Below are 23,327 nucleotides of genomic sequence, written 5' to 3'. Positions count from 1 at the left end.
AATGCTGAAACTGGTACAGACAGATTGGGGCCAATTTGACCTGGTGGTCGATGACCCCGCCCAGGCCGACGCCGACGCGGCAGCGGCCACCCTGGTTTTCGGGGTGCTCTACACCGACGCCGAGGCCCCGGCCAGCCGGGTGGATGACCTGTTCGACCGGCGCGGCTGGTATGCCGACCCGGAGGCAGGGAGCGGCCTGTGGCACGTGCGCCGCCAGCCGCTGAACAGCAACGCCAGGCTGGAGGCTCTGGCCATGGTGCGCACCGCCTTGACGGTGCGGGCACCGGCGCTGACCGACATCGAGGTTCAGGAAGTGACGCTACCGGAGCCTGCGGGAAACATTTCCAGCGTTTTTCTTGAAGTCGCGGGCTTCCACAATGGACGAAAGTTCATTGTGCGAGCCCCTCTGTGACCGCCTACGCGAGACCAAGCTATACCGATCTGAATTCCCGCATCGCTGCCGACCTGGCCGCGATGCCTGCCGTTCTTCGGGGGCCGCTGTCCGAGGCATGGGCACGGGCCTGCCACGGCCAGCACGGCCACCTGGAATGGATCGACAAGCAGTGCTCCCCCCTGACCTGCGAACTGGAACGGCTCTACGACTGGGCCGCCCTCTACGGCGTTGACCGCCTGGGCGCGACAGCCGCCACCGGCACGGCGCTGGCCACCGGAGCCATCGAAACGCAGCTGCTAGCGGAAACCCAGCTGCGCGGCCCCAACGGGCTGGACTACACGGTACAGGCTGCCGTGGTTCTGGGGGCTGGCTCTACTCCCGTTTCGGTACGCTGCACCACCACCGGCAGCGCGGGCAACCTGGTCGCCGGGCAGACCCTGACCCTGGTCGATCCTATTCCCGGCTGCTCCAACACCTTGACCATTGACGCCCCCGGCCTCACGGGTGGCGAAGAAGAAGAGGGTGTCGATGACTGGCGCGTCCGGGTAGCCGACGAATGGCGCACTGTGGTCACCCGTGGGGCGCGTTCCGGCAAAGATGAGGACTACCGCTTCTGGGCCAAGAGCGCCCACCCGTCTGTCACCGGGGCCGTGATCCAGCGGCACGTCCTGGGCATGGGCACGGTGGTGGTGCGTCCGATCTGCAACGGCCTGGCCGACAGGTTGCCGACGCTGGCTGTGCTGGACGCCGTGGCTGCCTACCTGCTGGACATTGCCCCGGCAACCGCCGATTGGCGCGTCATCGCTCCGGTAAAGCGGGCGGTGACTGTATCCATCGACCTGCTGCCTGGCTTCGATACCGCCGAAAACCGGGCCGCCATCTCCAGCGCCATCGGTGCCACGGTAATGGCCGAGGAAAGCGAGACTTCGCTGCTGGCCATGGCCGAGATCGATGCCGCCACTGCCACTGTCACCAGCCAGTACACCCGGCTTGAGCCGACCGCCGACATTGCAGTGGTCGCAGGCGAGGTGCTGGTGCTGAACCCGATTGTCTGGGCATGAAGATAACGGCCCATACCCCCCGCGAGTTCGCCGACGCCATCAAGGCCCTGCTGCCCCCCGGCGCGGCCTGGGAGTGGCCGGAAGGTGGCCTGGGCGACGGCATGCTGCTGGGCACTGCAGAAGAGCTTGCACGCATCGAAGCAGCCGCCCAGGAGGTGCTGGACAACGCTATCGAGACCCACCGCCCCAAGACCAGCAGCTGGCACATCAGCGAATACCGGCGAGTTGCCCAGGAGGCACTGGGCGACCTGGCCGAGACGATGCCGCGCCGTCCGTTCGTCATTGGCAGCAAGGTGGGGCAGCGCCTGTGGAGCCAGGCCGCACCGGACCTGACCTTCCCCATTGACCTGGTGCGGGTGGAACACCTGCTGGGGCCTGCCCGTGTGGGCAATGGGCGCGGCAGCCGCGTTGGCGACCGCCTGTGGGGCACCCGCAGCCGCTACGTGCTTCGGGTGCTCTACTACCGCTCCGTGGTCGATCCGGCGGTGCTCTGGGAGGCTCTGTCTGCCTTCCAGCAATCCCACGTTTTCTTGTGGTTTGAAGATATTTCAGGAGTAGGAGGCAGCTATGCACCGAATTGATGGGGCCGGGCACGTAGACCACTTGTTCGTGGCCGAAGACCAGGCCACTTTGCGCCCGCCGACGGAAATTACGCCGGAGATCATGAACGCCTTCCAGGAGGAATTGGCCCACTTCATCGAGTGGGCCGGGCTGATCCTGGACAAGGCAGACAATACCCAGCTGAAGCAAGGCCTGGTGGCCAAGTTTGCCGGGATCGACACGGCGGCAACCAAGGCCGGTATCCAGGCACAGACCTATACCGCCTTCACCACCACCGGGGCGTCTGGTGCCTTCGTTCTGACTCCCGCCCCGGCCATCAACGCCTACGCCGCTGGCCAGCGTTTCCGGGCCAAGTTTCATGTTGCGGGAAATGGTGCGGACACGATCAACGTGTCAGGGATCGGCGCAAAGAACCTTAAGCAGTACGACAGCACCGGGGCAAAGGTTGCGCCCGTGATTGCGCCTGGGCAGGTCGCGGACGTTGAATATGATGGCGAAGATATGGTCATCATCGATCAGTTGCCTCATGCCCTCCCGCCCTCTTTACCTGTCGGCGGCATCCTTTATGTCCCGCAAGCCAGTGCACCGACTGGATACTTGAAAGCCAACGGTGCCGCGATTTCTCGGACGGCTTATGCGGCTTTGTTCGCCGTGATCGGCACAACGTTCGGTGCTGGCGACGGCGCGACCACGTTCAATTTGCCGGATTTGCGCGGCAATTTTGTTCGCGGCCTTGATGATGGGCGCGGGGTCGATTCCGGACGTACATTGGGGTCATCTCAGACGGATGCTATTCAGAATATCACCGGGTCTGCCCTTATCAGATCGCCTGGGTCGCCCACCAGCGGGGCCTTTACACAGACCGTTTCATCCTCTGTGAATTACGGAGGATCAACCTCCGCATCGCAATACACGCTCGGCTTCGATGCCTCCCTTGTGGCACGCACGGCAGCAGAGACTCGACCGATAAACGTTGCACTACTTGCCTGTATCAAGTTCTGAGGAATCCAAATGACTCAAAAACAAGTATCGCAACTGGGGGCCGACGGATATTTTTCTGGCGTGACGATCGCTGATGAGTCGCCGTTGGAACCCGGTACTTTCCTGATTCCTGCTGGCGCCGTCGATGTCGAACCGCCGGTCGTTCCAGATGGCAAACGTGCGAAGTGGAATGGTGCTGGTTTTGACCTTGAAGACATCCCGCAACCCGAACCCGAGCCGCCGTTGCCACCTAGCGACCCCAAAGCTAGCGCTCTTGCAGCCATCAACGCCTCTTGTGAGGAGACGATTGCTTCTATCCAGGCCGGCTACCCATTGAGCGAGGTCTTGAGTTGGCCCAAACAGGAATCCGAAGCACGTTCCTACATAGCCGATTCCAGTGCTTCTACTCCGTTGCTAGATGCGCTGGCCGAGGCACGCGGCATCGACAAGGCCGAACTGGCTCGGCGGGTCATCTTAAAGGCCGATGCTTTTGCCCAATTCTCCGGCAGTGCAATCGGTAAACGTCAAGCGTTGGAAGATGCGCTCAACGCACTTCCGGCTGATGCGACAGTCGAGGACATCGCGGCCATTACCTGGTGATATGAGTTCCTTCACCTCCCCCGCCGATCTGCGGATGCTTGATGACTACCGCTGGCTGGTGCTTGCCCCGTTTGAGTATCACGTTGGCAGTTTCCCCAGCAGCACCGTCATCAGCGTACCGGCGGGGACGGTCACCGATCTGGCCACGGTCCCCAGGCTGCTGTGGGCGCTGTTTCCGCCCCATGGCCGTTACGCCAAGGCGGCTATCGTCCATGACTACCTCTACGACCGGGCCATCGGCAGCAAGGCATACGCCGACCGGACGTTCCTGGAGGCCATGGAAGTGCTGGGGGTGTCGCGCTTTACCCGGATGGTGATGTACTGGACGGTCCGGCTGTTTGGGCGGGGGAACTACAGGCAATAAAAAGAACGGTGCGACCGCCAGGGGTGCTGGAACACTCCTGGCGGCCACCGCCCGCAGACGCGCCTGCGTTTGGCCAAGGCACCGTGCTGTGCACACAGCGGGCCGAAGGCTATCACCGTAGGTAGCAAACATGGAAATCATCCGTTGCGGCTCTTGCAACAAAAAACTGGCAGAAGCGGAATACACCCGCCTGTCGATTAAGTGCCCCCGCTGTGGGGCAATCAACCAAGTGAAGGCCGCGAGCCGCGAACCCGAGCGCCATGGAGCGTCAGTCCGAAAGGGGACACTCCATGGAAGCAACGAAACAACAGCACCACCCGCTCTTTAACAATCAGAAGCACGTGCGCCTGGCCAGGGCAGACCTCCACCAGGGGGACTGCCTGGCGGTGATACCCAGCCTTGACGGCTTCTTTGATGCCGTGGTCACCGACCCGCCTTATTCCAGCGGTGGCCAGTCGAAAGGCAACCGGGCGGCCTCCACGGGGGCAAAGTACCTGAACACCGGCAGCATCCAGTGGCCGGACTTCGCCGGGGACTCGAAAGACCAGCGCAGCTACCTGCATTGGTCGGCCCTCTGGATGGCCCTCTGCTACGAGAAGCTGAACCCCGGCGGACTGATGGTTGTTTTCAGCGACTGGCGGCAGCTGCCCGTTACCTCCGATGCCCTACAGGCGGCAGGCTTCACCTGGCGCGGTGTCGGGGTTTGGGATAAGGCGGGCAGCGCCAGGCCCTACAAGGGCGGCTTCAAGGCGCAGACCGAGTTCTTTGTCTGGGGCAGCAAGGGGCCGCTGGTGGGGGATACCTACTCGGCGGGACTGTTCCGGGTGCAGCAGAAGCCAGGGGAGAAGCTGCACCAGGTAGGGAAGCCCCTGGACCTCATGGAGCCGCTGGTGGCCGCCTGTGGCCAGCGCATCCTTGACCCTTTCATGGGATCGGGCACCACCGGCCTGGCAGCCATTGGGCAGGGGAAAGAGTTCGTCGGCATCGAGGTCAGCGAACACTACTACCAGGTGGCCGTGGATCGTCTCCGGGGGAACTGACCCCGGAAAAAGAAAACCGCCCTCAATCGGGGCGGTTATTCACTGTCCTGGAATCACCGGATTTCTTCGAATATTATTCATCCGCTTTTCAAACGATTTTCATCCAGAAATCAAAGCCGCTTTACTCCACGGCCAGTTGAAATTCACCGCCCCCCTCACCGGTATCACGGCGGCGGTGGTGGGGGTGATCCTCAACCTGGCGCTGTTCTTTGCCTGGCATGTGCTGTGGCCGGCGGGCTGGGGCGGGGCCTTCGAGTGGCCGGCCCTGGTGCTGGGCCTGGGGGCCGGGCTGGCCCTGTTCCGCTACCAGCTGGGGGTGATCCCGGTGATCCTCGGCTGCGGCGCCATGGGCCTGCTGCTGGCCTGGATACTGCCGCTGCTGTAGTGGGCCGCAGAAATAAAAACGCCACCTCTGCGGTGGTGTTTTTTGTTTGGGATCGGGGCGCTCTTCAGGCTTCGACCTGGCGGCGTGAGGCGCTGGCCGCTTCCCGGGCGCGGCGGGCTTCGTCCAGCAGGTAGCGCTGGTAGTCGTCCAGGTCGCCATCGTAGGGGCCCACGGCGCCGTCGGCCACCAGCCAGAATTCGTCGCACACCGAACGCAGCAGGGCCCGGTCGTGGCTGACCAGCATCACCGTGCCTTCGAACTCGTTCAGCGCCACGGCCAGGGCCTCCCGGGTGGAGAGGTCCAGGTGGTTGGTGGGTTCGTCCAGCAGCAAGAGGTTGGGGCGCTGCCAGACGATCATGCACAGCACCAGCCGGGCCTTCTCGCCGCCGCTCATGGTGCCCACCGGTTGCTTGACCATGTCGCCGCTGAAATTAAAGGTGCCGAGAAAGTTGCGCAGGTCCTGTTCCTTGCCCGCTACGTAGCCACTGCGGCCGGCGGCGATGACTTCCTTGGCCAGGCGGATCATGTGTTCGAGGGGCGTGTCCTGGGGCCGCAGCACGTCCAGCTCCTGCTGGGCGAAGTAGCCGATGTTGAGGCCCTTGCCCTCGGTCAGGTCGCCGGCGATGGGCGCCAGGTCCCGGGCGATGGTCTTGACCAGGGTGGACTTGCCCTGGCCGTTGGCCCCCAGGATGCCGATGCGCTGGCCGGCGTGCACCGAGCGGTTGATGCTGCGCACGATGACTGTGGGCGGCGTGCCGGGCGCCGCATCCTCCGCCGGCGGGTAACCGATGTCGGCGCCTAGCAGGGAGAGCATGGGGTTGGGCAGGTTGAGGGGCTCTTTGAATTCGAAGGTGAATTCGGCGTCGGCCAGCACCGGGGCGATCTTCTCCATGCGCTCCAGGGCCTTGACCCGGCTCTGGGCCTGCTTGGCCTTGCTGGCCTTGGCCTTGAAGCGGTCGATGAACTTCTGCAGGTGGGCGATCTTTTCCTGCTGCTTGGCCAGGGTGGCCTGTTGCAGCAGCATCTGCTCGGCCCGCATGTCCTCGAAGGTGCTGTAGTTGCCGCCGTAGCGCACCAGCTTGGCGTTGTCGATGTGCAGGGTGACGTTGGTGATGGCGTCGAGGAATTCCCGGTCGTGGCTGATCATCACCAGGGTGCCGGTGTAGCGCTTGAGCCAGGCTTCGAGCCAGACCAGGGCGTCCAGATCCAGGTGGTTGGTGGGCTCGTCCAGCAGCAGGAGGTCGGAAGGACACATCAGGGCCCGGGCCAGCTGCAGGCGCATGCGCCAGCCGCCGGAGAAGCTGTTCACCGGCTGGGAGAGTTCATCGACGTGGAAGCCGAGGCCCAGGATCAGGGCCTGGGCCCGGGCCGGAGCATCGTGGGCGCCGGCGTCGTAGAGGGCGGTATAGGCATGGGCCATGCGCATGCCGTCGTCGCTGGCCTCGGCGGCGGCCACCTCCTGCTGGGCGGCCAGCAGCACGGTGTCGCCCTCGATGACGAAGTCGGTGGCGCTCTGCTCGGTCTCCGGCATGTCCTGGGCCACCTGGGCCATGCGCCACTGGCTGGGGATGGAAACGTCGCCACCGTCTTCGTGCAGGTTGCCGTTGAGCAGGGCGAAGAGGGAGGACTTGCCGGCGCCGTTGCGCCCCACCAGGCCGACTTTTTCGCCGGGGTTGATGGTGACGGAAGCGCGGTCCAGCACCACCTTGGTACCGCGGCGCAGGACGATGTTCTTGAGGGTGATCATGGGGAAAGCCAGCCAGAGGGTCGGCCATGATAGCCACTTGGGCCGCCCGCACCAAGGAAAATCGGGGCGGCGGTGCGGAAGGCCATGGCTATTTTGTCGCCGGGAAAACTTGATATTTGAATGGCATCAAGTCAGGATTCGGGATGAGGCGCGCCAGGCTTCGCTGCGAGAGGATTGCCCCATCCCGCGATCGAGCGAAGTTTTTCCGCCTCATTCCAACAAAACGCAGTCTTTCAGGGAGTATCCAATGCGTCGTCCAGTTTTTGCCGTTCTGCTTGTTCTGTCCGCCATCATGCTCAGTGGCTGTTCCATGATGGCTCCCCAGTATTCCGCTTCCATCGAAAATGTGCAGATGCTCAAGGATGGCGGCGAACTGGGGGCCAGAGTGGGCAAGTTCCAATCCAAGCCTTCTGCGGAAAACGCCAATCCCATTTCCCTGCGCGGTTCTTCCCTGAACTCGCCCTATGAAAATTCCTACGCCGCCTACCTGGCCGAGGCGATCAAGCAGGAACTGTCTCTGGCCGGAAAACTGAAGGCCGGAACGGATGTGGAGATTTCCGGCGATCTGCTGAAAAACGATATCGACGCGACGGGCTTCAGCGTTGCCACGGGAGATGTGGGGGCGAGGTTCGTGGTGAAGAAGGGCGACCAGGTCCGTTACGACAAGGTGAAAACCATCCACCACCAGTGGGATTCCTCTTTCGCCGGTGCCATCGCCATTCCCCGTGCCCAGCAAGCCTACCCCGGTCTGGTGCAGCGCCTGTTGGCGGCTCTTTATGCCGATGCCGAATTCATTCAGGCCCTTAAGTGATCCGGGAAAGGCGACTCAAAATGCGTTTGCTCAAATGCCTGATGGCGCTTGCCGCAGTGGCGGTATTGGCCGGCTGTGCCCATCCCTTGACCATCGGTCCGGATTTGTCCAAGGTCGAGCGTGATGCAACGGAGCGTCCCATCCCGCGCAATGTGGGTTACTACATCCCGGCCGACGTTCTCGAGCGTGCGGTGACCACGGAAGGTGGTGGTGGCGATTCCGTCACCTACAAGCCATACAAGGACATGGAAATAGCCTTCTACAAGATGCTGGGCAATGTCTTCAAGAACGTTACCCGGCTCAAATCCGCGAACGACGCCGAGGTGCTGGCCAAGGGCGACATCGCCTATGTGATCACGCCGGAGATCAGCACCAATTCCTCCTCTCCCAGTCCCTTTACCTGGCCGCCGACCCGCTTTGCCGTCAATCTCTCCTGCCGTATTACCGATGCCTCCGGCAAGTTTGTCGGGCGGGCCGGGGTCACCGGCAACGGTCAGGCCGAGTATGACGAGTTCAAGGCCGACTTTTCCCTTTCCGGGCGTCGGGCGGCACTGGATGCCGTGCTGAAAATGCAGGCCGAATTGCTGAAGATGTCGGCTCTGCGGGCGGAATAGCACTGCTGCCTGTCAGGTTCTGCCAAAGCCCCCGGAAGACCTGTCGGCACCGGGGGCTTTTTATTGCCTGCAGTTCGCCTCACTGCATGAAGCGATAACTCTCGGCCCGGTGGCGTTGCCACTGGCCGTTGCCGGCCAGTTCCAGCACCTGGCGGTGGTATTTGAGGATGGTGGTGCGGTGGCCGACGCTGATCAGGGTGGTGTCGGTGGTGGCCAGGGTGCGGTAGAGGCTTTCCTCGTTGGCGATGTCCAGGGCGCTGGTGGCCTCGTCCAGCATGGCGTAGCGGGGCTTGCTCAGGAGCACCCGGGCGAAGGCCAGGCGCTGCTGTTCGCCGACGGAGAGGACCTTGCCCCAGTCCCGCTCCACATGCAGGCCGCCGACCCGGCCGGCCAGGTCGGGCAGGTTCACCCGCTCCAGCAGGTGCAGCAGTTCGGCGTCGCTGATGTGCTGTTCCCGCTTGGGGTAGAGCAGCTGGCTGCGCAGGGTGCCGAGCAGCATGTAGGGCTGCTGGGGCAGGAACAGGATGTCCTCGCTGGGCGGGCAGGTGATGCTGCCGCTGCCCACCGACCACAGGCCGGCGATGGCCCGCAGCAGGGAGCTCTTGCCGCTGCCGCTTTCGCCGACGATGAGCAGCCCTTCCCCCGGGGTGATCTGGAGGGACAGGTCCCGCACCAGCACCCGCCCGTCGTCGGGCGTCTGCAGGGTGACCCGTTCCAGGGACAGGCGCGGCTCCTCCAGCAGTTCGATGTGGCCGGCGCTGCGGTGCTGCTCCGGCAGCTGGCCGGACATGATGCGGGCGAAGGCGTCCAGCCGGTCCACCCCGGCGGCGAAGCGGCTCAGGCCCTCGAAGTTCTCCACGATCACGGAAATGGCCCCGAGCACGGCGGCAAAGGCGCCGGCGGCCTGGATGGCGCGGCCCACCTCCAGTTCCCCCGACAGCACCCGGGAGGAAATGATGGCGGCGGGCAGCACCATGGTGAGCAGGGTGTAGGCGTACTGGAAGAGGTTGAGGCTGAGCTGCTTGCGGATCAGCTTGTTGAAGTTGTTGAAGGCCTTGGCGAAGCGCTGGTTCACCTGGTGGGCTTCCTGGGCCTCGCCCCGGTAGAAGGCGATGGACTCGGCGTTTTCCCGCACCCGCACCAGACTGAAGCGGAAATCCGCTTCCTTGCGCAGCTGGTGGAAGTTGAGGCCGATGAGGGGCTTGCCGAAGACGAAGATGGTGATGAGGGTGCCGGCCAGCGCATAGACCACCAGGAAATACACCAGGTCCCGGGAGATGGACCACAGCACGTGGCTGAAGGCCGCCAGCTGCAGCACGGCGCCGATGAAGATGAGGAGGAAGAAGAGGGAGCGCTGGGTGAAGGTGTTGATGTCTTCGGCGATGCGCTGGTCCGGGTTGTCGATGGCCGTCTCGGCGTTGAGCTCGTAGAAGTGCCGGTGGCTGAAATAGTTGTCGAGGAAGCGGTGGGTCAGCCAGCGCCGCCAGTGCAGGCCCAGCTTGTCGCGCACGTAGTAGTAGAAGCCGTAGATGGGCACGGCCACCGCCAGCAGGACCAGGCAGAGCTGGATGGCGTCCCAGAAGCGGGGCTCGTCCCGGGCCGCCAGGGCCGAGGTGAATTCCCCGGTCTGCTCGTTGAAGAGCACGGCGAAGCGGGTCTGGCCCAGGAGCAGCACCACCAGCAGCACCAGCAGTCCCCAGGCCTTCCATTTCTCCTCGCTGCGCCAGTAGGGCGCGGCAATGCCGGTGAAGCGTTGCCACAGGTGTCGGTCGACGGTTTTCATGGTTGTTCTTGTCGTTGCGGGCGAAGCGCCCGGGGGCAGGCCCCGGGCAGGGGGGCGGCTCAGGGCGCCGGTTCGCTGTCGAGCAGGCGCTCACATTCGGCCATGAGGGTCTGGGCCATGTCGGAATGATAGTTCGGATCGAGGGACTCGAGCATTTCGTGGGCCGTGTACAGGCCCGCCTCCCGGGACAGGGAGGCGGCGATGTCCCGGGCCAGGCGGTCGCTGAGGCCGGCCAGATGGCGGCGCTCGGCCAGGGCCATGGTCTGCTTGGAGCGGGCCAGCCAGTCGGCGGCCAGGGTGGCGCCCTGGGCGTCGGTGAGCCACTGGCCGTGTTCGTAATAGAGGGACAGGCGTTCGGCCGCCAGGGCGAAGATGAGGGCGGCCCGCAGGCCGCGTTCCGAGGTGAAGGTCTGCGGGGTGTTCTCCCAGGCCATGGGCGGGGCTCCGTGTTGAGTGCAGGGCGGAACATAGCACTCCCGGGCCCGGCGGCCCAGCGCCCTGTGGAGAAGGCCGTCCCTATTGGCTTCCGGGGCGGCTGCCAGGCCCGGCGGACGGCCCTTGCAGCGGCCTCGTTCCGGGCGCGGGGAAGCCGAATATCCGACTACTGTACATTTATACAGTAGTCGGATATTCTTGCATCCAAGGACGGCATTTCGAACCGTACCGAACCTTGCAATCCATCCGACATCGAGGAGCCAGTCGCCATGAACCGCCTTCAGAAATGGTTTGAACACATCGCCGGCGTCACCCAGGAAGAACGGGAGCGCCGGGCTTTCGCCCAGGCCCTGTTCGGCAGCAAGCCGGTGGATACGCTGGCCCTGCAGACGCCCGCCTGCTGGCGGCGCAAGGCCCGCCACAGCGGCATCCGCCGCTAGGCCCGGGGGCCGCTCTTGGCCAGGAAGTACTGGCACTCCAGGCCCGAGGCGTCCTGCACCTCCAGGATCGGCGGGCGCCGGCTCTTGAAGTCCAGGGCCCGGCAGCCGTAGGGAAAGCTCACGTCGTGGGTGATGTAGTAGTGGGCGCAGCGGTTGCACAGGGGCGCCTGGGGGCGTGCCGGTCGGGAATCCATGAAACGGGTGTCTGGCTGGTGAAGGAAGAGGGCCGGTCCCAGAGGCCGGCGGGATCAGGAAAGTCCTGGGGAAAAGCGGGGCGGCCGGGCCGGTGCGGACCTGCTCCCCGGCTGTCACTGTTGATGCCGCCGCGGGCCTAGTCCGAACCTTCGCCCTTGCCCAGCAGGGCCTTCAGGTTGGCGAAGGGGGAATGGCTGGCGCCGCCGCCAAAGCCGTTGGTGGCCCGGTTGCCCTGGTCGAACTCGATCTGCTTCTGATGTTCGTTGTCGTGGCAGTAGAGGCACAGCAACTCCCAGTTGCTGCCGTCCACGGGATTGTTGTCGTGGTTGTGGTCCCGGTGGTGCACCGTCAGCTCCCGCAGGTTGCTGTGGGTGAATTCCCGGCCGCAGCGGCCGCAGATCCACGGATAAATCTTCAGGGCCCGTTCCCGGTAGCCCTTTTCCCGTTCGTCCCGGGCCTGGCGGGCTGCCAGCACCACCTGGTCCAGGCCCTGGTGGTCGATGCTCTTCTTGCTCATGGGCAGGCTCCGCCGTTTATTTGGTGAGGATCGCGTTGCGGCCGGAGAACTGGTCGGAAAGGCGTAGGATGGCGTCGCCGAAATCCCCCGTGGGCTTTTCGCTGCAATAGCGATTGACGTAGTTCTCGATGGTGCCGCTGGAAATGGCGGAAACCTGCTGGCTCTGCCGGGCGTAGTTGTGGCCGGTGAGGACGCCGCGCATCCAGGCCAGATAGAGGGCCCGCTGCTCCGCCTCGTCCCGGGAGCGGACCCAGGCCTGGCAGCTCATGTCGTCGAAACCGAGCACCTTCAGCGGCGCCGCTGCCGCCGGCGCCACCGGGGCGGCGAGACAGGCGAGGGACAGCAGGACGAGGGCCAGATGGGCGGGGTGTTTCCGGGGCGGCATGCCAGACTCCAGGTGAAGGTCGCAGCCGCCATTCTAGGGCTTTCCCCCCGGCGGCCACCATGCCCGACCATAACCGCTGATGCGGCCCCTGGGCAAATCCCTGACGTGGCGGCCGCGACGCAGCGTGGCGCCGGTGGCCGACGTCTATGCCGTCACCGGCATCGACGCCCGCCAGGGCAGGGGCGTCCGGCGGCTAGAGTCGCTCGGCGATGAGGCTGGTGTAGCCGATGTGGCCGAAGAACTGATGGGCCTCCGCCCGGCGCCGGGCTTCGGCCTTGAGGGCCTCCGCCAGGGGGCGGCCGATGCGGCCTTCTTCCGCCAGGGCGTCGGCGCCCCGATCCACCACCGTGTAGAGATAGCTGGGGGCGCTGCTCTCGGTGTAGCCGTGGCTGTGGAAGGCATCCACCCGGAAGCCGGCCTGACGCGCCAGCAGGGGCGTGCGGCGGGCGATCCAGCTGTCGTCGATGAAATGCTCGCGGAAGGCGTGGGCGCAGATTTCCAGGGGGTCCAGGTCGCCAGTGCCGAAGGTGGTGGAGGCGTAATCGCCGTCGAACACCGCCAGGCGGCCACCAGGGCGCAGCACCCGGTGGGCCTCCTGCAGCGCGTCCAAGGGCTGGGAGAGGTGGCACAGGGTGGTGTGGAAAATGACCACGTCGAAATGGCCGTCGGCAAAGGGCAGGCCGTGGGCGCCGCCTTCGCGGAAGGAAAGGTGGGGCAGGTGGGCGCCCAGTTCCCGGGCCTTGGCGAGGAAGATGGGGGAAGGGTCCAGGCCCACCACTTCCACCACCCCGGGCCAGGCGGCCAGACGGCGGGCGACGGCGCCGGTGCCGCAGCCCACTTCCAGGACCCGGGCGTTGGCAGGGAAGGGAATTTCCGCCAGATAGGTTTCCAGCATGCGTCTCTGCTGGGGCTCGGCGGCGCGGATCTCCAGCACCTCGGCGATGCGGGCGGTAACCTCGGCGGCGGCTTCGGTGATGGTGTTGTAGATGTCGGGCATGGTCGGCTCACGGTGATCGTTGTGCCGGCCACTGTAGGGCCCGCCCGACCCGGGGCGGAAATAGCTGTTTTTTCTTTTCTTATGCGCCGGGCCGGGCATGCCCACGAATGCAGCCATTCCGGTGCATCGAGAGGCATCTACCCAGTGGACTTCCCGCCTTGCCACTCAGTGACTCGAGGGCAGCCCGCGGGCTCTTAGCCGGGTCATCGGTTGCCGTGATGTACCCAATGAAAAATGGCCGGTTCTGCTTTCAGACCGGCCATTGCTTTACGGTGGCTTCCGATTCGAGGTGGTAATTGTCTGCTTGGGAAGTAGATGTTCAAGTTTCAAGGTAACTAGTGTTCCACTGGCTTTCGGCGAAACATCTGTGTTAGCAAAAGGGTCGGGCGTCACCACTTTCGCAACTTGGCAATGACGACGTTGAGAACGAGCTCTTCAAGCTCAGCAATATCCGCTAAGCAATTTTCCCTAATGAGCTCAATTTTGTGTTCGGCAAGTCGCGGAGAGTGTCGGTCTACGTTCTTGAGCTCCTCAATGATGTATTCGTTTGAGTTGTGGCGGGTCTCGCCGCGTTTGATATGACGGAGGCGTTCGTCAACAATTTCCAGGATTTCTTCTCCCGACATCCCATCGTAGTGCCGAACCCAGTAGTAGATTCGCGCAGCGGACAAGGCCTGGCGAATCTTTGCTACGTCATCGCTTGCTAGTATGTTGCCGACCGCCCCAGATACCCCCTCGTAGAGCTTCTTGACCATTTCGTGAGCGTACTCAACTCGGTCGTCAGGAAAAGACTTATGTTCGACAATGAGCTTGGCATGCCGCAATACCTCTGCGACGTAGCGGCTCGCCTTGTCTCTATTTGATATGTACGTAAAACCGAGTAGGCCAAGAAGTCCGAACAATATTCTGGAAAGAATGCCTGCATCTGATATCACTGTGTGCTCCGTAGTGCCTTCCAACGTTGGAGGTTGCCGGACTTTTCGCGCAAGGTCCGGTGGAATGATTGGTTAGCGCTCGAAACCGCGAGACATCGTTCTTGTCTTCGTGTGCGTTGGTGGTTGAGGCTCATGATCGAGTGTTCTTGCTAACACTCGAAGACTATCAATTTCGACAACCGTGATTTCACCACTGTCGGAAATATTCATGATTGCCCCCATGCCTCCGCCACCTCCACCGTCGGGAGGGTTGTCGTCGGCGAAATGAGCCAAGACATCGAGGTAATTTGAAAACAGCTCATAGGGCACACCCAGCCCTGCTACTGAGCCTAGTAGGGCCTCGCAAAATTCTGAAAGATCAAGACTGTTTTGGCGATCTTGAGAAGTGATATCTCGAATAGAGGCATATGGCATAAACGAGAGAGTGGTTGTTGCGACTCGAATAGGGAAGCACATGAAGTGACAACGGAACGACAACTCGGCTACCGCCTTTGCATCTGGATGTCTGAGTGCTGCCAATAGCTTGGCACGTGGTGGCTTTCCAAACTCGGACTTTACCTGGAGTTCGTTGCGCTTGAATTCGAAAATGAAGTTCCTGCCTTTCAAATTGGCGAACAGGTCACCGACAGTACGATCATCCGGAGTTTGTTGCAGTAGTTGCAATGCGGTTTGATTCAGTTTAATTCCGCGCTGTCCTGCGAGATAACCGAGGGTCAGAATGAAATTTCCGAGAAGAATATTCTCGTACGGCTGACGCATGCATGTTCTCCGAGAGTGCTAACGTCTGAATTCACCGGCTTGTGCAGCTTTTCGTGAAGGTCCGGTGGAATGATGGGTTTGGGCTATCCCCATAACGGAACTCGACCTGGAGCAAAGCGGGTTAGCTTGAATGTTGATGTGAATATTGGCTCTTTCGTAAGTATCTGGAATGCATATTGCTCAAGGTAAAAGCGTGACTCGCTGTGAACCACCCTATCTTCAATTAGTTTGAGTAATGCAGTCGAGAATGCCAAAAGGGCATTCTCGCCATAGTTGAAAAATGAAAGATGACCACGGTTTGATTCGTCTGTTGGGTAGTTTTTTGTAACCAAGAGTCCTGTCTCAAGAAAAAGTAGTACATCGGGCCAAGAGCTATCAATATCTTCAGCGCAGAGAGCGATTAGTTGCTTTGGCGTCACGGTGCTTCCGCCTCGGAGGAACATTGCGGTCGTTCCAATATGTGGATTCGCAATAAGCATTCCGTCATGCGGTGTGCCATGTTTCAGAGAAGCTACGTTAAGCTGGAGCATGGCAACTTCGTCGGCAAGAGATGGTTCCTTTGTGGGTACGATGTCCTTCACGGCTTTGCACTTCACAAGAACATCACCGAACTCATCGGCTCTCCAATTGCTCTTGCTTTCGATAACTGCTTTTACGGATTCGGCGAAGAAGAAGGAGTGATCGAGAAGCGGGAGAGAGGGATAGGTGTGCGAGTCCCAGACAACTATGTCTGCTTCTCTGCTCTGATGGAACATGCCGTAGACCATCCCGCGGCCCACCGAATACCGGTGCGGCAAGAGGTCGGCGAGATAGGCTCTGTAGATTTGTTCCCGGTGTCCACCGATAAGTCCGGAATGCTTGCAAACCGGCAACTCGCTAAGGGCCATAAGCTCTTTACGCTTAGCTTGAAAGTAGCTTTTTATTGCGATACTTGTGGCTGAGTGGGTCATTGAGAGCACCAACGTGAAGTAGCTGGCGAAACGCCGCACAAGCCAGAAAACGCGACAGCCTGGGGTGCTCCCCAATAGAGGCTTCCGCTAGATTGGCGGCAATATTTGCGGGGATAGATGGCGGTCATGCGTGGCATGCGTGACTGGTTCAATGTGGCGCTGATTTTGCCAGTCGGCCAGCCAAATGTCATGTCTCCAGTTTTTTGCGCACGGCTGCATTGGGACTATTTCCACCACATTCGTTCCTGGTGGAAAGCCGGTGCAACCTGAGCTTCGATAACCCCGGAGGAACAAGATGTCGGCCTGCTACGCCGGCAGGTGGCAATTTTGCATCGCCCCTGGGCGGCAGCTTTGATGGGAAGATTCTGGGGCCCGTCACCGCACAGATAGGGCCGCTGAAATGCAGAAGGGACGCCATTCCTGGCCCGGTGTGCCGGGAGAATGGCGTCCCTTCTTGTTTGTGGGGCAGTGGCCTGTCGGCCACTCCCGGTCGGGTGTGTCAGCCGCCCAGGTAGGCTTCTTCCACCTTGGGGTTGGCCAGCAGGTTGGCGCCGGAATCGGCCAGCACGATCTTGCCGGTCTCGATGACGTAGCCGTGCTTGGCGATCTTCAGGGCCTGGCGCACGTTCTGCTCCACCAGCAGGATGGTGAGGCCGCGGCGGTTGATCTCCACCAGGATGCGGAAGATTTCCTGCACCACGATGGGGGCCAGGCCCATGGAGGGCTCGTCCAGCAGCAGGAGCTTGGGTTTGGCCATGAGGGCCCGGCCGATGGCCAGCATCTGCTGTTCGCCGCCGGAAAGGTTGCCGGCGAACTGCTGGGAGCGTTCCTTGAGGCGGGGGAAGAGCTGGTACACCTCTTCCATGGAGGCGGGGATGCCCTCCTTGTCCTGCCGGGTGTAGGCGCCCAGCTGCAGGTTTTCCTCCACCGTCAGGGTGGTGAGGATGGCCCGGCCTTCGGCCACCTGCACCAGGCCCCGCTCGACAATCTGGTGGGCGGGCAGGCGGGAGATGTCCTCGCCCTGGAACTCGATCTTGCCTCGGGTGGGCTTGATGAGGCCGGAGAGGGCCAGCAGGGTGGTGCTCTTGCCGGCGCCGTTGGCCCCCACCAGGGCGGTGATCTCGCCTTCGTTGAGGTGGAAGTCCAGGCCCTTGACGGCCTCGATGTGGCCGTAGGCCACGGCCAGGTCGTGTACGCGCAGAAGTACGCTCATTACTCGTCCTCCTTGCCCAGGTAGGCCTCGATCACATCCGGGTTGTTGCGCACTTCGTCCGGCGTGCCTTCGGCGATAATGCGGCCGAAGTTGAGCACGGCGATGCGGTCGCACAGGCCCATGACGAAGCGCATGTCGTGCTCGATCATGAAAACGCCGTAGCCCCGGTTGCGGATGTTGTTGATCTCTTCCATGAGGATGGTCTTTTCCGACGGGTTCATGCCGGCCACCGGCTCGTCCAGCAGCAGCAGCTTGGGTTCCGTCGCCAGGGCCCGGGCGAATTCCAGCTTGCGCTGGTCGCCGTAGGAAAGGTTGTCGGCCAGCATGTCGGCCTTGTGGTCCAGACCCACCCAGGAGAGCAGCTCCAGGGCCCGTTCCCGGGCCTTCTTCTCGGCAGCGCGGCAGGCCGGGCTGTTGAGGAAGATGCCGAAACCGCCGTAGTTGAGGTGGTCGTGCATGCCCACCATGACGTTTTCCAGCAGGTCCATTTCCTTGAAGATGCGGATGTTCTGGAAGGTGCGGGCGATGCCCTGGTGGGTGATGCGGTGGGGCTGCAGGCCGATCAGGGATTCGCCCTGGAAGTCGATCTGGCCGGCGCTGGGGGTGAGCAGGCCGGTGATGAGGTTGAACACCGTGGTCTTGCCGGCGCCGTTGGGGCCGATGAGGCCGTAGATGCTACCGGCGGGCACTTCGAAGCTGACGTCCTGCAGCACGTGCAGGCCGCCGAAATGCTTGCCGACGTTGCGGATGGAGAGCAGATTGGGTTGCTGGGGGGCGTTCATGCCTGACCTCCCTTGAGACGCTTGAAGAAGGCGCGGATGCGGCGGGATTCCCACAGGCCCTTGGGCAGGAACAGCACCACCAGCACCAGCACGGCGCCGTTAACCAGGGAACGGAAATCCTGCAGGGAGCGCAGCAGTTCCGGCAGCAGGGTCAGGATGGAGGAGCCGAGCATGGGGCCGATGAGGCTGGAGGTGCCACCCAGCACCGCCATGGTGAGGATGTCCACGGCGTTTTCGAAGCCGTATTCCCGGGGGCTGATGAAGAAGGTGAAGTGGGCGTTGAGGGCCCCGGCCACGCCGGCGATGAAGGCGCCGAGGGAGAAGGCCAGCAGCTTGTAGCGGTCCACATTGATGCCCATCAGGCGGGCGGCCACCTCGTCTTCCTTGATGGCCTCGAAGGCGCGTCCCACCTTGGAGCGGCGCAGCCGGGCCAGGCCATAGACGGTGACGGCCAGGATCAGGGCGATGTGCCAGCCTTCGGTGGCCAGGGGAATGCCGTTGAGGCCTTCGGGGCCGCCGGTGATCTCCAGGTTGAGCACGGTGATGCGCACCACCTCGCCGAAGGCCAGGGTGGCCATGGCCAGGTAGACGCCGGAGAGCCGCAGTACAGGGGCGCCGATGATCAGGGCCACCAGGGTCGGGGCAATGCCGCCGGCCAGCAGCACACTGCCGAAGGACCACTCCAGGTGCAGGGTGAGCAGGGCCGAGACGTAGGCGCCGACGCCCATGAAGGCGGCGTTGGCCAGGGACAGGAGGCCGCAGGAAAGGGTCAGCCAGATGGAGAGGGCCAACAGGGCGTGGACGCCCACCGAGAACACCAGGGTGCTGTAGGTGGACCAGAAGTCGTTAAACCATTCCATCACGCTTTCCTTTCCAGCTTGCGCCCGAACAGCCCGGAAGGCCGCACCAGCAGGATCAGGAAGAGCAGGCCGAAGGCCACCGCGTCGCCCATCTGGCTCGACAGGTAGGCCTTGCTGATGACCTCGGCGAAGCCCAGGAAGAGGCCGCCGATGAGGGCGCCGCGGATGTCGCCCATGCCGCCGAGGATGATCACGGCGATGCCTTTGTGCAGCATGGGCTGGCCCATGAAGGGGGTGATGGCGTTGAAGTTGAGGCCGATCAGCACCCCGGCGATGCCGCCCAGGGCGGCGGCGACGAAGGAGGTGATGTGGAACAGGCCTTCCACGTTGATGCCCAGCAGATAGGCGGCCTTGGGGGATTCGGCGATGGCCCGCAGGGCGCGGCCCAGCTGGGTGCGCTTCAAGATGGTGAACAGCACGGCCATGAGCAGGAAGGCGATGGCGACGATGGCGATTTCCAGGGCCCGTACATGGACGTCGCCGACCATGAATTCGCCGGCCGGCATGACGTCCTCGGGGAAGCGCAGCACCTCGGCGCCGAACAGGCCCTGGGCGGCGCTGGTGAGCATGATGCCGACACCGATGGTGGCGATCATGGGAATCAGGTGGGGGGCGTTGCGGGCGCGCAGGGGCTTCAGCACCAGCACGTCCACCAGCAGGCCGATGGTGCCGCTGACCACCATGGCGCCGAGCATGGCCACCCACAGGGGGGCGTTGAGGTGGCTGACCATGGCCAGGGCGGCGTAGCTGCCGACCATGAACACCGCTCCGTGGGAGAGGTTGATCACCGCCAGCACGCCGAACACCAGGGTGAAACCCAGGGCGAACAGCGCGTAGACGCTGCCGAGCGTCAGGGCGTTGAGGAGTTGTTGTTCAAGCATGGTGAAATTCCAGTTGCAAATGCAATGCGGGGCAGACTTTCATCGGCCCCGCATTGGTGGGTAAGACAGGCTTACGCGGACAGTCGCTTACTTGCCGTCGAAGGCGGTGAACTTGCCACCCTTGACCACGTAGATGAAGGGCTTCTGATCCGCATCCCAGCCGCCCGGCTTGCCGGACTTGGTGACGGCGGGACGGAACTTGAAGGGGCCGGTGGCGCCGTTGATGGTGGCCTTGGGCAGGGCGTTCTTCAGGGCTTCCCGGTCGGCGGCGATGTCGCCGGAGAGCTTCACTTCCTGCAGGGCGGCGGCGGCCACGTGCAGGGCGTCGAAGGCCTGGGCGGCGAACTGGTTGGGCTCGGCGTTGTACTTCTTCACGTAGGCAGCGACGAAGGCCTTGTTGGCGGGCGCCGGGTTGGTGTTGGACCAGGGGCTGCCGACGAAGGTGCCTTCACCAGCCAGCTTGGAGATCTCGAACAGCTTGGGGGAATTGAAGCCGTTGCCGCCGATGAAGGGCACCTTGATGCCCAGGCCCCGGGCCTGCAGCATGATGTTGGCGGCTTCTTCGGCCAGACAGGAACAGATCACCGCATCCGGGTTGGAGGCCTTGATCTTGGTCAGCTGGGCCTTGAAGTCCACGTCGCCCTTGACGTAGGTCTCGGTGGTGGTGACGGGCAGCTTCTGGTCTTCCAGCACCTTCTTGAAGACGTCGTAACCGCTCTTGGTGAAGGCATCGTCGTTACCGTAGATGACGGCGACCTGCTTCAGCTTGTAGTGCTTGGTGGCGGTGGCCACGGTCACCGGCAGCACGTCCGATTCCATGACGGAGTTGCGGAAGACGTAGGGGCCGATGTCGGTGATGCCGTTGGCGGTGACGGAGGTGCCGAAGACCACGGTCTTGGCGCCGTTGGCCACGGGGCCGGCGGCGAACATGGAGTTGGACAGGGTGGGGCCGAAGACCATCAGCACCTTATCCTGGAAAATCAGCTTCTTGAAGACGTTGATGCCTTCTTCCTTCTTGCCCTGCTCGTCCTCGACGACCAGCTGGATCTTGTTGCCGTTCACACCGCCCTTGGCGTTGATTTCATCGGCAGCCAGCTGGAAGCCGTTGCGGATGGCGACGCCGTACTGGGCGGCACCGCCGGTGAGGGCGGCGGCCACGCCGATCTTGATGTCGGCGGCCTGGGCCAGGCCGGCGGCGGCGAGGGCGCCAACCAGAACGAGGGATTTGGGCAGGAAGCGCATAGTTTCTCCAGTGAATTCTGTTTTTGATTCGTACCAATGCGTCGGGCCGGGCCGGTGGGCCCTGGCGGAACGCCTGTCGATATCGGCGCCGGTGCGGCAATGCCCGCCTTTTGGGCGCGGCGCTTGCCTGGCCGGCACAGGTTTCTCGTAACCTGCGCCCAGGCCCGGGCTGGGAAGCTTGTGGTTCCAGCCTGTCCTGGTTTGACCGGGTTCCCCGTTGGGCGGGCGGCGGCGGGACGAATCCCGGGCAGCTCATGCGAAATGGGGAGGAAACCGTCAATTATACCGGCTCCGGGCCCTCCGGCGTCAGTACGTGGAAACCCGCAGGGGCGAACGGTGCCGGAATCCGCAAGTGCCCGGCTCATGGCCGAGTGCTCCAGACTGGCGCCGCATGGCGGCTGGCGGCCTATAATCGGGCGCTGCATACCGCTTCCGGCCCCGCCCGAGTGCTGCTCGGCCGGCCCGGCATGCATTCGGCCTTTCGCTCAAACTGATGGAGAAATCATGCAACTGTGGCAAAAACTCATGCTGACCGCTGTGGCGGCCCTGGCTGCCGCCGGCGTTCAGGCGGGCGCCCCGGAAAAGACCCCTTCCGGCCTGGTCTATGAATCCCTCAAGGACGGCAGCGGCGAAAAGGCCGCCCCCGAACTGACGGTGCAGGTGCACTACCGGGGCACCCTGGCCAACGGCAGCGAGTTCGACAGCTCCTACAAGCGGGGCCAGCCCGCCACCTTCCCCCTCAACCGGGTCATTCCCTGCTGGACCGAAGGCGTCTCCAAGATGCGTGAAGGCGGCAAGGCCCGCCTCACCTGCCCGCCGGAAATCGCCTATGGCTCCCGTGGTGCTGCCGGTGGCGCCGTGCCGCCCAACGCCACCCTGACCTTCGAGGTGGAACTGCTCAAGGTGATCCGCTAATCCTTGGCGGATGCGGGACCCGGGCGCCACACAGCGCGCCCCGGCCCGGGGCGTCCGCCCCGTGCGGACTTTCCCTGTTTCCCCCTTTTCCCTACTCGCTGACCCGGCCCCGCTGCAGCTTCACCAGGCCCCGCTTGACCTTGCTGTCCACCCGCTTGCGCTGGGAGCTGCGGCTGGGTTTGGTGGGACGGCGCTGGACGGGGACGAAGGCCGCGGCGGCGATCATTTCCCGCAGCCGCACCAGGGCGTCTTCCCGGTTGCGCTCCAGACTGCGGTGCTTCTGGGCCTTGATGACGATGATGCCGTCGCTGCTGAGGCGCTGGTCGCGCCGGGCCAGCAGCCTGGCCTTGATCTCTTCGGGCAGGGACGAGGCGCCCACGTCGAAGCGCAGGTGCACCGCGTTGGAGACCTTGTTCACATTCTGGCCGCCGGCGCCCTGGGCGCGGATGGCGACGATTTCCACTTCGCTTTCGTTGAGGGTGATGCTCACGGCTGAATCCTGGGTTGGCGGGGGGCAGGTCGGCATTTTCCCCCATTCTGCGCCAATCCGCCGCCAGCCCGTTGCCGGGCCGCCATGAAAAAGGGCCACCCCGGGGTGGCCCTTTGCTTTGGCGCGGGGCGCCGGCCTCACTGCAGGTAGGCGGGGCGGGCGTAGCCCTGGAAGTGCTTGTCCAGCACGGCCTTGTATTCGGGGGACTTGAAGGCGGCGACGATGTCCTGGGTCCAGGGCTTGTGCTGGTCTTCCGTCTTCACCGCCACCACGTTGAGATAGTGGTCGGGGGTCTTTTCCAGAGCGATGGCTTCGCTCAGCTTGAGGCCGGAGGCGATGGCGAAGTTGCCGTTGATGACGACGAAGGCGGCATCGTCCAGGGTGCGGGGCAGCTGGGCGGCCTCGATGGGGGTCAGCTGCAGCTTGTGGGGGTTCTCCGCCACGTCCTTCTCGGTGGCCTTGAGGGGATCGGTGCCCGGCTTCACCTTGAGCAGGCCGTTCTGTTCCAGGAACACCAGGGCCCGGGCCAGGTTGGAAGGATCGTTGGGCAGGGTGATGCGGTCGCCGTCCTTCAGTTCCTTGAGACTGGCGCGCTTCTTGGAATAGAGGCCGAGGGGGGCGATCGGGGCCTTGATCACGTCCACCAGGTTGAGGCCCTTGTCGGCGGCGAATTTCTTCAGGTAGATGACGTGCTGGAACAGATTGGCATCCAGGGAGCCCTGGGCCAGGGCCAGGTTGGGCTGCACGTAGTCGTTGAATTCCACCAGCTTCACGCTGTAGCCCTTCTTTTCCAGGATGGGCTTGATGCCCAGCTTCAGCTGGTCGAAATTGGGGCCGGCGGTGGCGCCGAGGGTCAGGTTTTTCTTCTCCTGGGCCAGGGCGCCCGGGGCGGCGGCGGCCAGGCCCAGGGAGAGGGCGGCGGCCAGCAGGGTGTGGATGATTTTCATGGCAATGGCTCCGGTGGGGATGGGGGATGGTTGGGGTTGTTTT

29 protein-coding genes and 1 pseudogene are annotated in these 23,327 nt (G+C 63.3%); 13 read left to right on the top strand and 17 right to left on the bottom strand.

Annotated features, from left to right (window positions below; all coding sequences use genetic code 11):
* Position 1: 1 nt before the first annotated feature.
* The 9 genes and pseudogenes from ACLSSQ_RS11575 to ACLSSQ_RS11535 form a co-directional block, all read left to right on the top strand.
* The gene (locus tag ACLSSQ_RS11575; protein WP_416242742.1) at positions 2-412 is read left to right on the top strand and encodes a phage GP46 family protein; all 411 of its coding nucleotides are present in this window, start codon (positions 2-4) and stop codon (positions 410-412) included.
* Positions 413-474: 62 nt separating this feature from the next.
* A complete protein-coding gene (locus tag ACLSSQ_RS11570) occupies positions 475-1,455 on the top strand; it encodes a baseplate J/gp47 family protein (RefSeq protein ID WP_416242741.1) in 981 nt (326 codons plus the stop codon).
* Complete coding sequence (locus ACLSSQ_RS11565) at positions 1,452-2,036, top strand: hypothetical protein (RefSeq protein WP_416242740.1); 585 nt, start codon at positions 1,452-1,454, stop codon at positions 2,034-2,036. The genes ACLSSQ_RS11570 and ACLSSQ_RS11565 overlap by 4 nt, the downstream gene beginning before the upstream one ends.
* Positions 2,023-3,018 carry a phage tail protein gene (locus ACLSSQ_RS11560; RefSeq protein ID WP_416242739.1) on the top strand — a complete coding sequence of 332 codons (996 nt, stop codon included), beginning with the start codon at positions 2,023-2,025 and terminating at the stop codon, positions 3,016-3,018. The genes ACLSSQ_RS11565 and ACLSSQ_RS11560 overlap by 14 nt, the downstream gene beginning before the upstream one ends.
* Before the next feature lie 9 nt (positions 3,019-3,027).
* Positions 3,028-3,597 (top strand): hypothetical protein, encoded by a 570-nt coding sequence (locus ACLSSQ_RS11555; protein ID WP_416242738.1) that lies wholly within the window; start codon positions 3,028-3,030, stop codon positions 3,595-3,597.
* A 1-nt stretch (position 3,598) separates the two neighbouring features.
* Positions 3,599-3,961 carry a DUF1353 domain-containing protein gene (locus tag ACLSSQ_RS11550; protein ID WP_416242737.1) on the top strand — a complete coding sequence of 121 codons (363 nt, stop codon included), beginning with the start codon at positions 3,599-3,601 and terminating at the stop codon, positions 3,959-3,961.
* A 130-nt stretch (positions 3,962-4,091) separates the two neighbouring features.
* Positions 4,092-4,289 carry a Com family DNA-binding transcriptional regulator gene (locus ACLSSQ_RS11545; protein ID WP_416242736.1) on the top strand — a complete coding sequence of 66 codons (198 nt, stop codon included), beginning with the start codon at positions 4,092-4,094 and terminating at the stop codon, positions 4,287-4,289.
* A complete protein-coding gene (locus ACLSSQ_RS11540) occupies positions 4,252-5,001 on the top strand; it encodes a DNA-methyltransferase (protein WP_416242735.1) in 750 nt (249 codons plus the stop codon). Before ACLSSQ_RS11545 ends, ACLSSQ_RS11540 begins: the two co-directional genes overlap by 38 nt.
* A gap of 127 nt (positions 5,002-5,128) precedes the next feature.
* Positions 5,129-5,386, top strand: a pseudogene (locus ACLSSQ_RS11535) (chromate transporter); the annotation flags it as partial.
* 64 nt (positions 5,387-5,450) lie between these two features.
* Here ACLSSQ_RS11535 and ACLSSQ_RS11530 read toward each other — a convergent pair.
* Positions 5,451-7,133, bottom strand: a complete 1,683-nt coding sequence (locus ACLSSQ_RS11530; protein ID WP_416242734.1) for an ABC-F family ATP-binding cassette domain-containing protein — start codon at positions 7,131-7,133, stop codon at positions 5,451-5,453.
* 247 nt (positions 7,134-7,380) lie between these two features.
* Here ACLSSQ_RS11530 and ACLSSQ_RS11525 point away from each other — a divergent pair, with 247 nt between their 5' ends.
* Positions 7,381-7,944, top strand: coding sequence for a hypothetical protein (locus ACLSSQ_RS11525; RefSeq protein ID WP_205231310.1), 564 nt, complete (start codon positions 7,381-7,383; stop codon positions 7,942-7,944).
* A gap of 20 nt (positions 7,945-7,964) precedes the next feature.
* Positions 7,965-8,558: a hypothetical protein gene (locus ACLSSQ_RS11520; protein ID WP_130458211.1), complete on the top strand. Its 594-nt coding sequence runs from the start codon at positions 7,965-7,967 to the stop codon at positions 8,556-8,558.
* A 79-nt stretch (positions 8,559-8,637) separates the two neighbouring features.
* Here ACLSSQ_RS11520 and ACLSSQ_RS11515 read toward each other — a convergent pair whose 3' ends face one another.
* Together ACLSSQ_RS11515 and ACLSSQ_RS11510 are read right to left on the bottom strand one after the other, a co-directional pair.
* Positions 8,638-10,341: an ABC transporter ATP-binding protein/permease gene (locus ACLSSQ_RS11515; RefSeq protein WP_416242733.1), complete on the bottom strand. Its 1,704-nt coding sequence runs from the start codon at positions 10,339-10,341 to the stop codon at positions 8,638-8,640.
* Between the two features lie 59 nt (positions 10,342-10,400).
* Positions 10,401-10,775, bottom strand: coding sequence for a hypothetical protein (locus ACLSSQ_RS11510; protein WP_130458213.1), 375 nt, complete (start codon positions 10,773-10,775; stop codon positions 10,401-10,403).
* A gap of 270 nt (positions 10,776-11,045) precedes the next feature.
* On the opposite strand from ACLSSQ_RS11510, the gene ACLSSQ_RS11505 reads away from it, so the two are divergent.
* Complete coding sequence (locus ACLSSQ_RS11505; RefSeq protein WP_014237118.1) at positions 11,046-11,216, top strand: hypothetical protein; 171 nt, start codon at positions 11,046-11,048, stop codon at positions 11,214-11,216.
* Here ACLSSQ_RS11505 and ACLSSQ_RS11500 read toward each other — a convergent pair.
* The 12 genes from ACLSSQ_RS11500 to ACLSSQ_RS11445 form a co-directional block, all read right to left on the bottom strand.
* Entirely contained in the window at positions 11,213-11,410 is a 198-nt protein-coding gene (locus ACLSSQ_RS11500) for a hypothetical protein (RefSeq protein WP_416242732.1), read from the bottom strand. The genes ACLSSQ_RS11505 and ACLSSQ_RS11500 overlap by 4 nt on opposite strands.
* A 137-nt stretch (positions 11,411-11,547) precedes the next feature.
* Positions 11,548-11,928, bottom strand: coding sequence for a YajD family HNH nuclease (locus tag ACLSSQ_RS11495; protein ID WP_416242731.1), 381 nt, complete (start codon positions 11,926-11,928; stop codon positions 11,548-11,550).
* A 16-nt stretch (positions 11,929-11,944) separates the two neighbouring features.
* Positions 11,945-12,313, bottom strand: coding sequence for a hypothetical protein (locus tag ACLSSQ_RS11490; RefSeq protein WP_416242730.1), 369 nt, complete (start codon positions 12,311-12,313; stop codon positions 11,945-11,947).
* Positions 12,314-12,506: 193 nt separating this feature from the next.
* A complete protein-coding gene (locus ACLSSQ_RS11485) occupies positions 12,507-13,310 on the bottom strand; it encodes a methyltransferase domain-containing protein (RefSeq protein WP_416242729.1) in 804 nt (267 codons plus the stop codon).
* A gap of 389 nt (positions 13,311-13,699) precedes the next feature.
* Positions 13,700-14,065, bottom strand: a complete 366-nt coding sequence (locus tag ACLSSQ_RS11480) for a hypothetical protein (protein WP_416242728.1) — start codon at positions 14,063-14,065, stop codon at positions 13,700-13,702.
* 252 nt (positions 14,066-14,317) lie between these two features.
* Positions 14,318-15,004: a hypothetical protein gene (locus ACLSSQ_RS11475; RefSeq protein ID WP_416242727.1), complete on the bottom strand. Its 687-nt coding sequence runs from the start codon at positions 15,002-15,004 to the stop codon at positions 14,318-14,320.
* Positions 15,005-15,087: 83 nt separating this feature from the next.
* A complete protein-coding gene (locus tag ACLSSQ_RS11470; RefSeq protein ID WP_416242726.1) occupies positions 15,088-15,954 on the bottom strand; it encodes a DUF6602 domain-containing protein in 867 nt (288 codons plus the stop codon).
* 499 nt (positions 15,955-16,453) lie between these two features.
* Complete coding sequence (locus ACLSSQ_RS11465) at positions 16,454-17,167, bottom strand: ABC transporter ATP-binding protein (RefSeq protein ID WP_014237124.1); 714 nt, start codon at positions 17,165-17,167, stop codon at positions 16,454-16,456.
* Complete coding sequence (locus tag ACLSSQ_RS11460; protein WP_416242725.1) at positions 17,167-17,949, bottom strand: ABC transporter ATP-binding protein; 783 nt, start codon at positions 17,947-17,949, stop codon at positions 17,167-17,169. Before ACLSSQ_RS11460 ends, ACLSSQ_RS11465 begins: the two co-directional genes overlap by 1 nt.
* Entirely contained in the window at positions 17,946-18,809 is an 864-nt protein-coding gene (locus ACLSSQ_RS11455) for a branched-chain amino acid ABC transporter permease (RefSeq protein ID WP_130458221.1), read from the bottom strand. Before ACLSSQ_RS11455 ends, ACLSSQ_RS11460 begins: the two co-directional genes overlap by 4 nt.
* Positions 18,809-19,690: a branched-chain amino acid ABC transporter permease gene (locus tag ACLSSQ_RS11450; RefSeq protein WP_014237127.1), complete on the bottom strand. Its 882-nt coding sequence runs from the start codon at positions 19,688-19,690 to the stop codon at positions 18,809-18,811. Before ACLSSQ_RS11450 ends, ACLSSQ_RS11455 begins: the two co-directional genes overlap by 1 nt.
* Positions 19,691-19,777: 87 nt before the next feature.
* Entirely contained in the window at positions 19,778-20,932 is a 1,155-nt protein-coding gene (locus ACLSSQ_RS11445) for an ABC transporter substrate-binding protein (RefSeq protein WP_014237128.1), read from the bottom strand.
* 504 nt (positions 20,933-21,436) lie between these two features.
* Here ACLSSQ_RS11445 and ACLSSQ_RS11440 point away from each other — a divergent pair.
* Positions 21,437-21,847, top strand: a complete 411-nt coding sequence (locus ACLSSQ_RS11440; protein ID WP_416242724.1) for an FKBP-type peptidyl-prolyl cis-trans isomerase — start codon at positions 21,437-21,439, stop codon at positions 21,845-21,847.
* Between the two features lie 91 nt (positions 21,848-21,938).
* Here ACLSSQ_RS11440 and arfB read toward each other — a convergent pair whose 3' ends face one another.
* Together arfB and ACLSSQ_RS11430 are read right to left on the bottom strand one after the other, a co-directional pair.
* Positions 21,939-22,373: an alternative ribosome rescue aminoacyl-tRNA hydrolase ArfB gene (gene arfB, locus ACLSSQ_RS11435; RefSeq protein WP_416242723.1), complete on the bottom strand. Its 435-nt coding sequence runs from the start codon at positions 22,371-22,373 to the stop codon at positions 21,939-21,941.
* A 101-nt stretch (positions 22,374-22,474) separates the two neighbouring features.
* Complete coding sequence (locus tag ACLSSQ_RS11430) at positions 22,475-23,284, bottom strand: MetQ/NlpA family ABC transporter substrate-binding protein (RefSeq protein WP_130458224.1); 810 nt, start codon at positions 23,282-23,284, stop codon at positions 22,475-22,477.
* Between the last annotated feature and the right edge of the window lie 43 nt (positions 23,285-23,327).

It is taken from the genome of Azospira sp. APE16 (genome assembly GCF_047901315.1).
Classification (GTDB): Bacteria; Pseudomonadota; Gammaproteobacteria; order Burkholderiales; family Rhodocyclaceae; genus Azospira; species Azospira oryzae.
The sequence above is the reverse complement of the archived record's forward strand: the minus strand, read 5'-3'. Positions and strand labels throughout refer to the sequence as shown.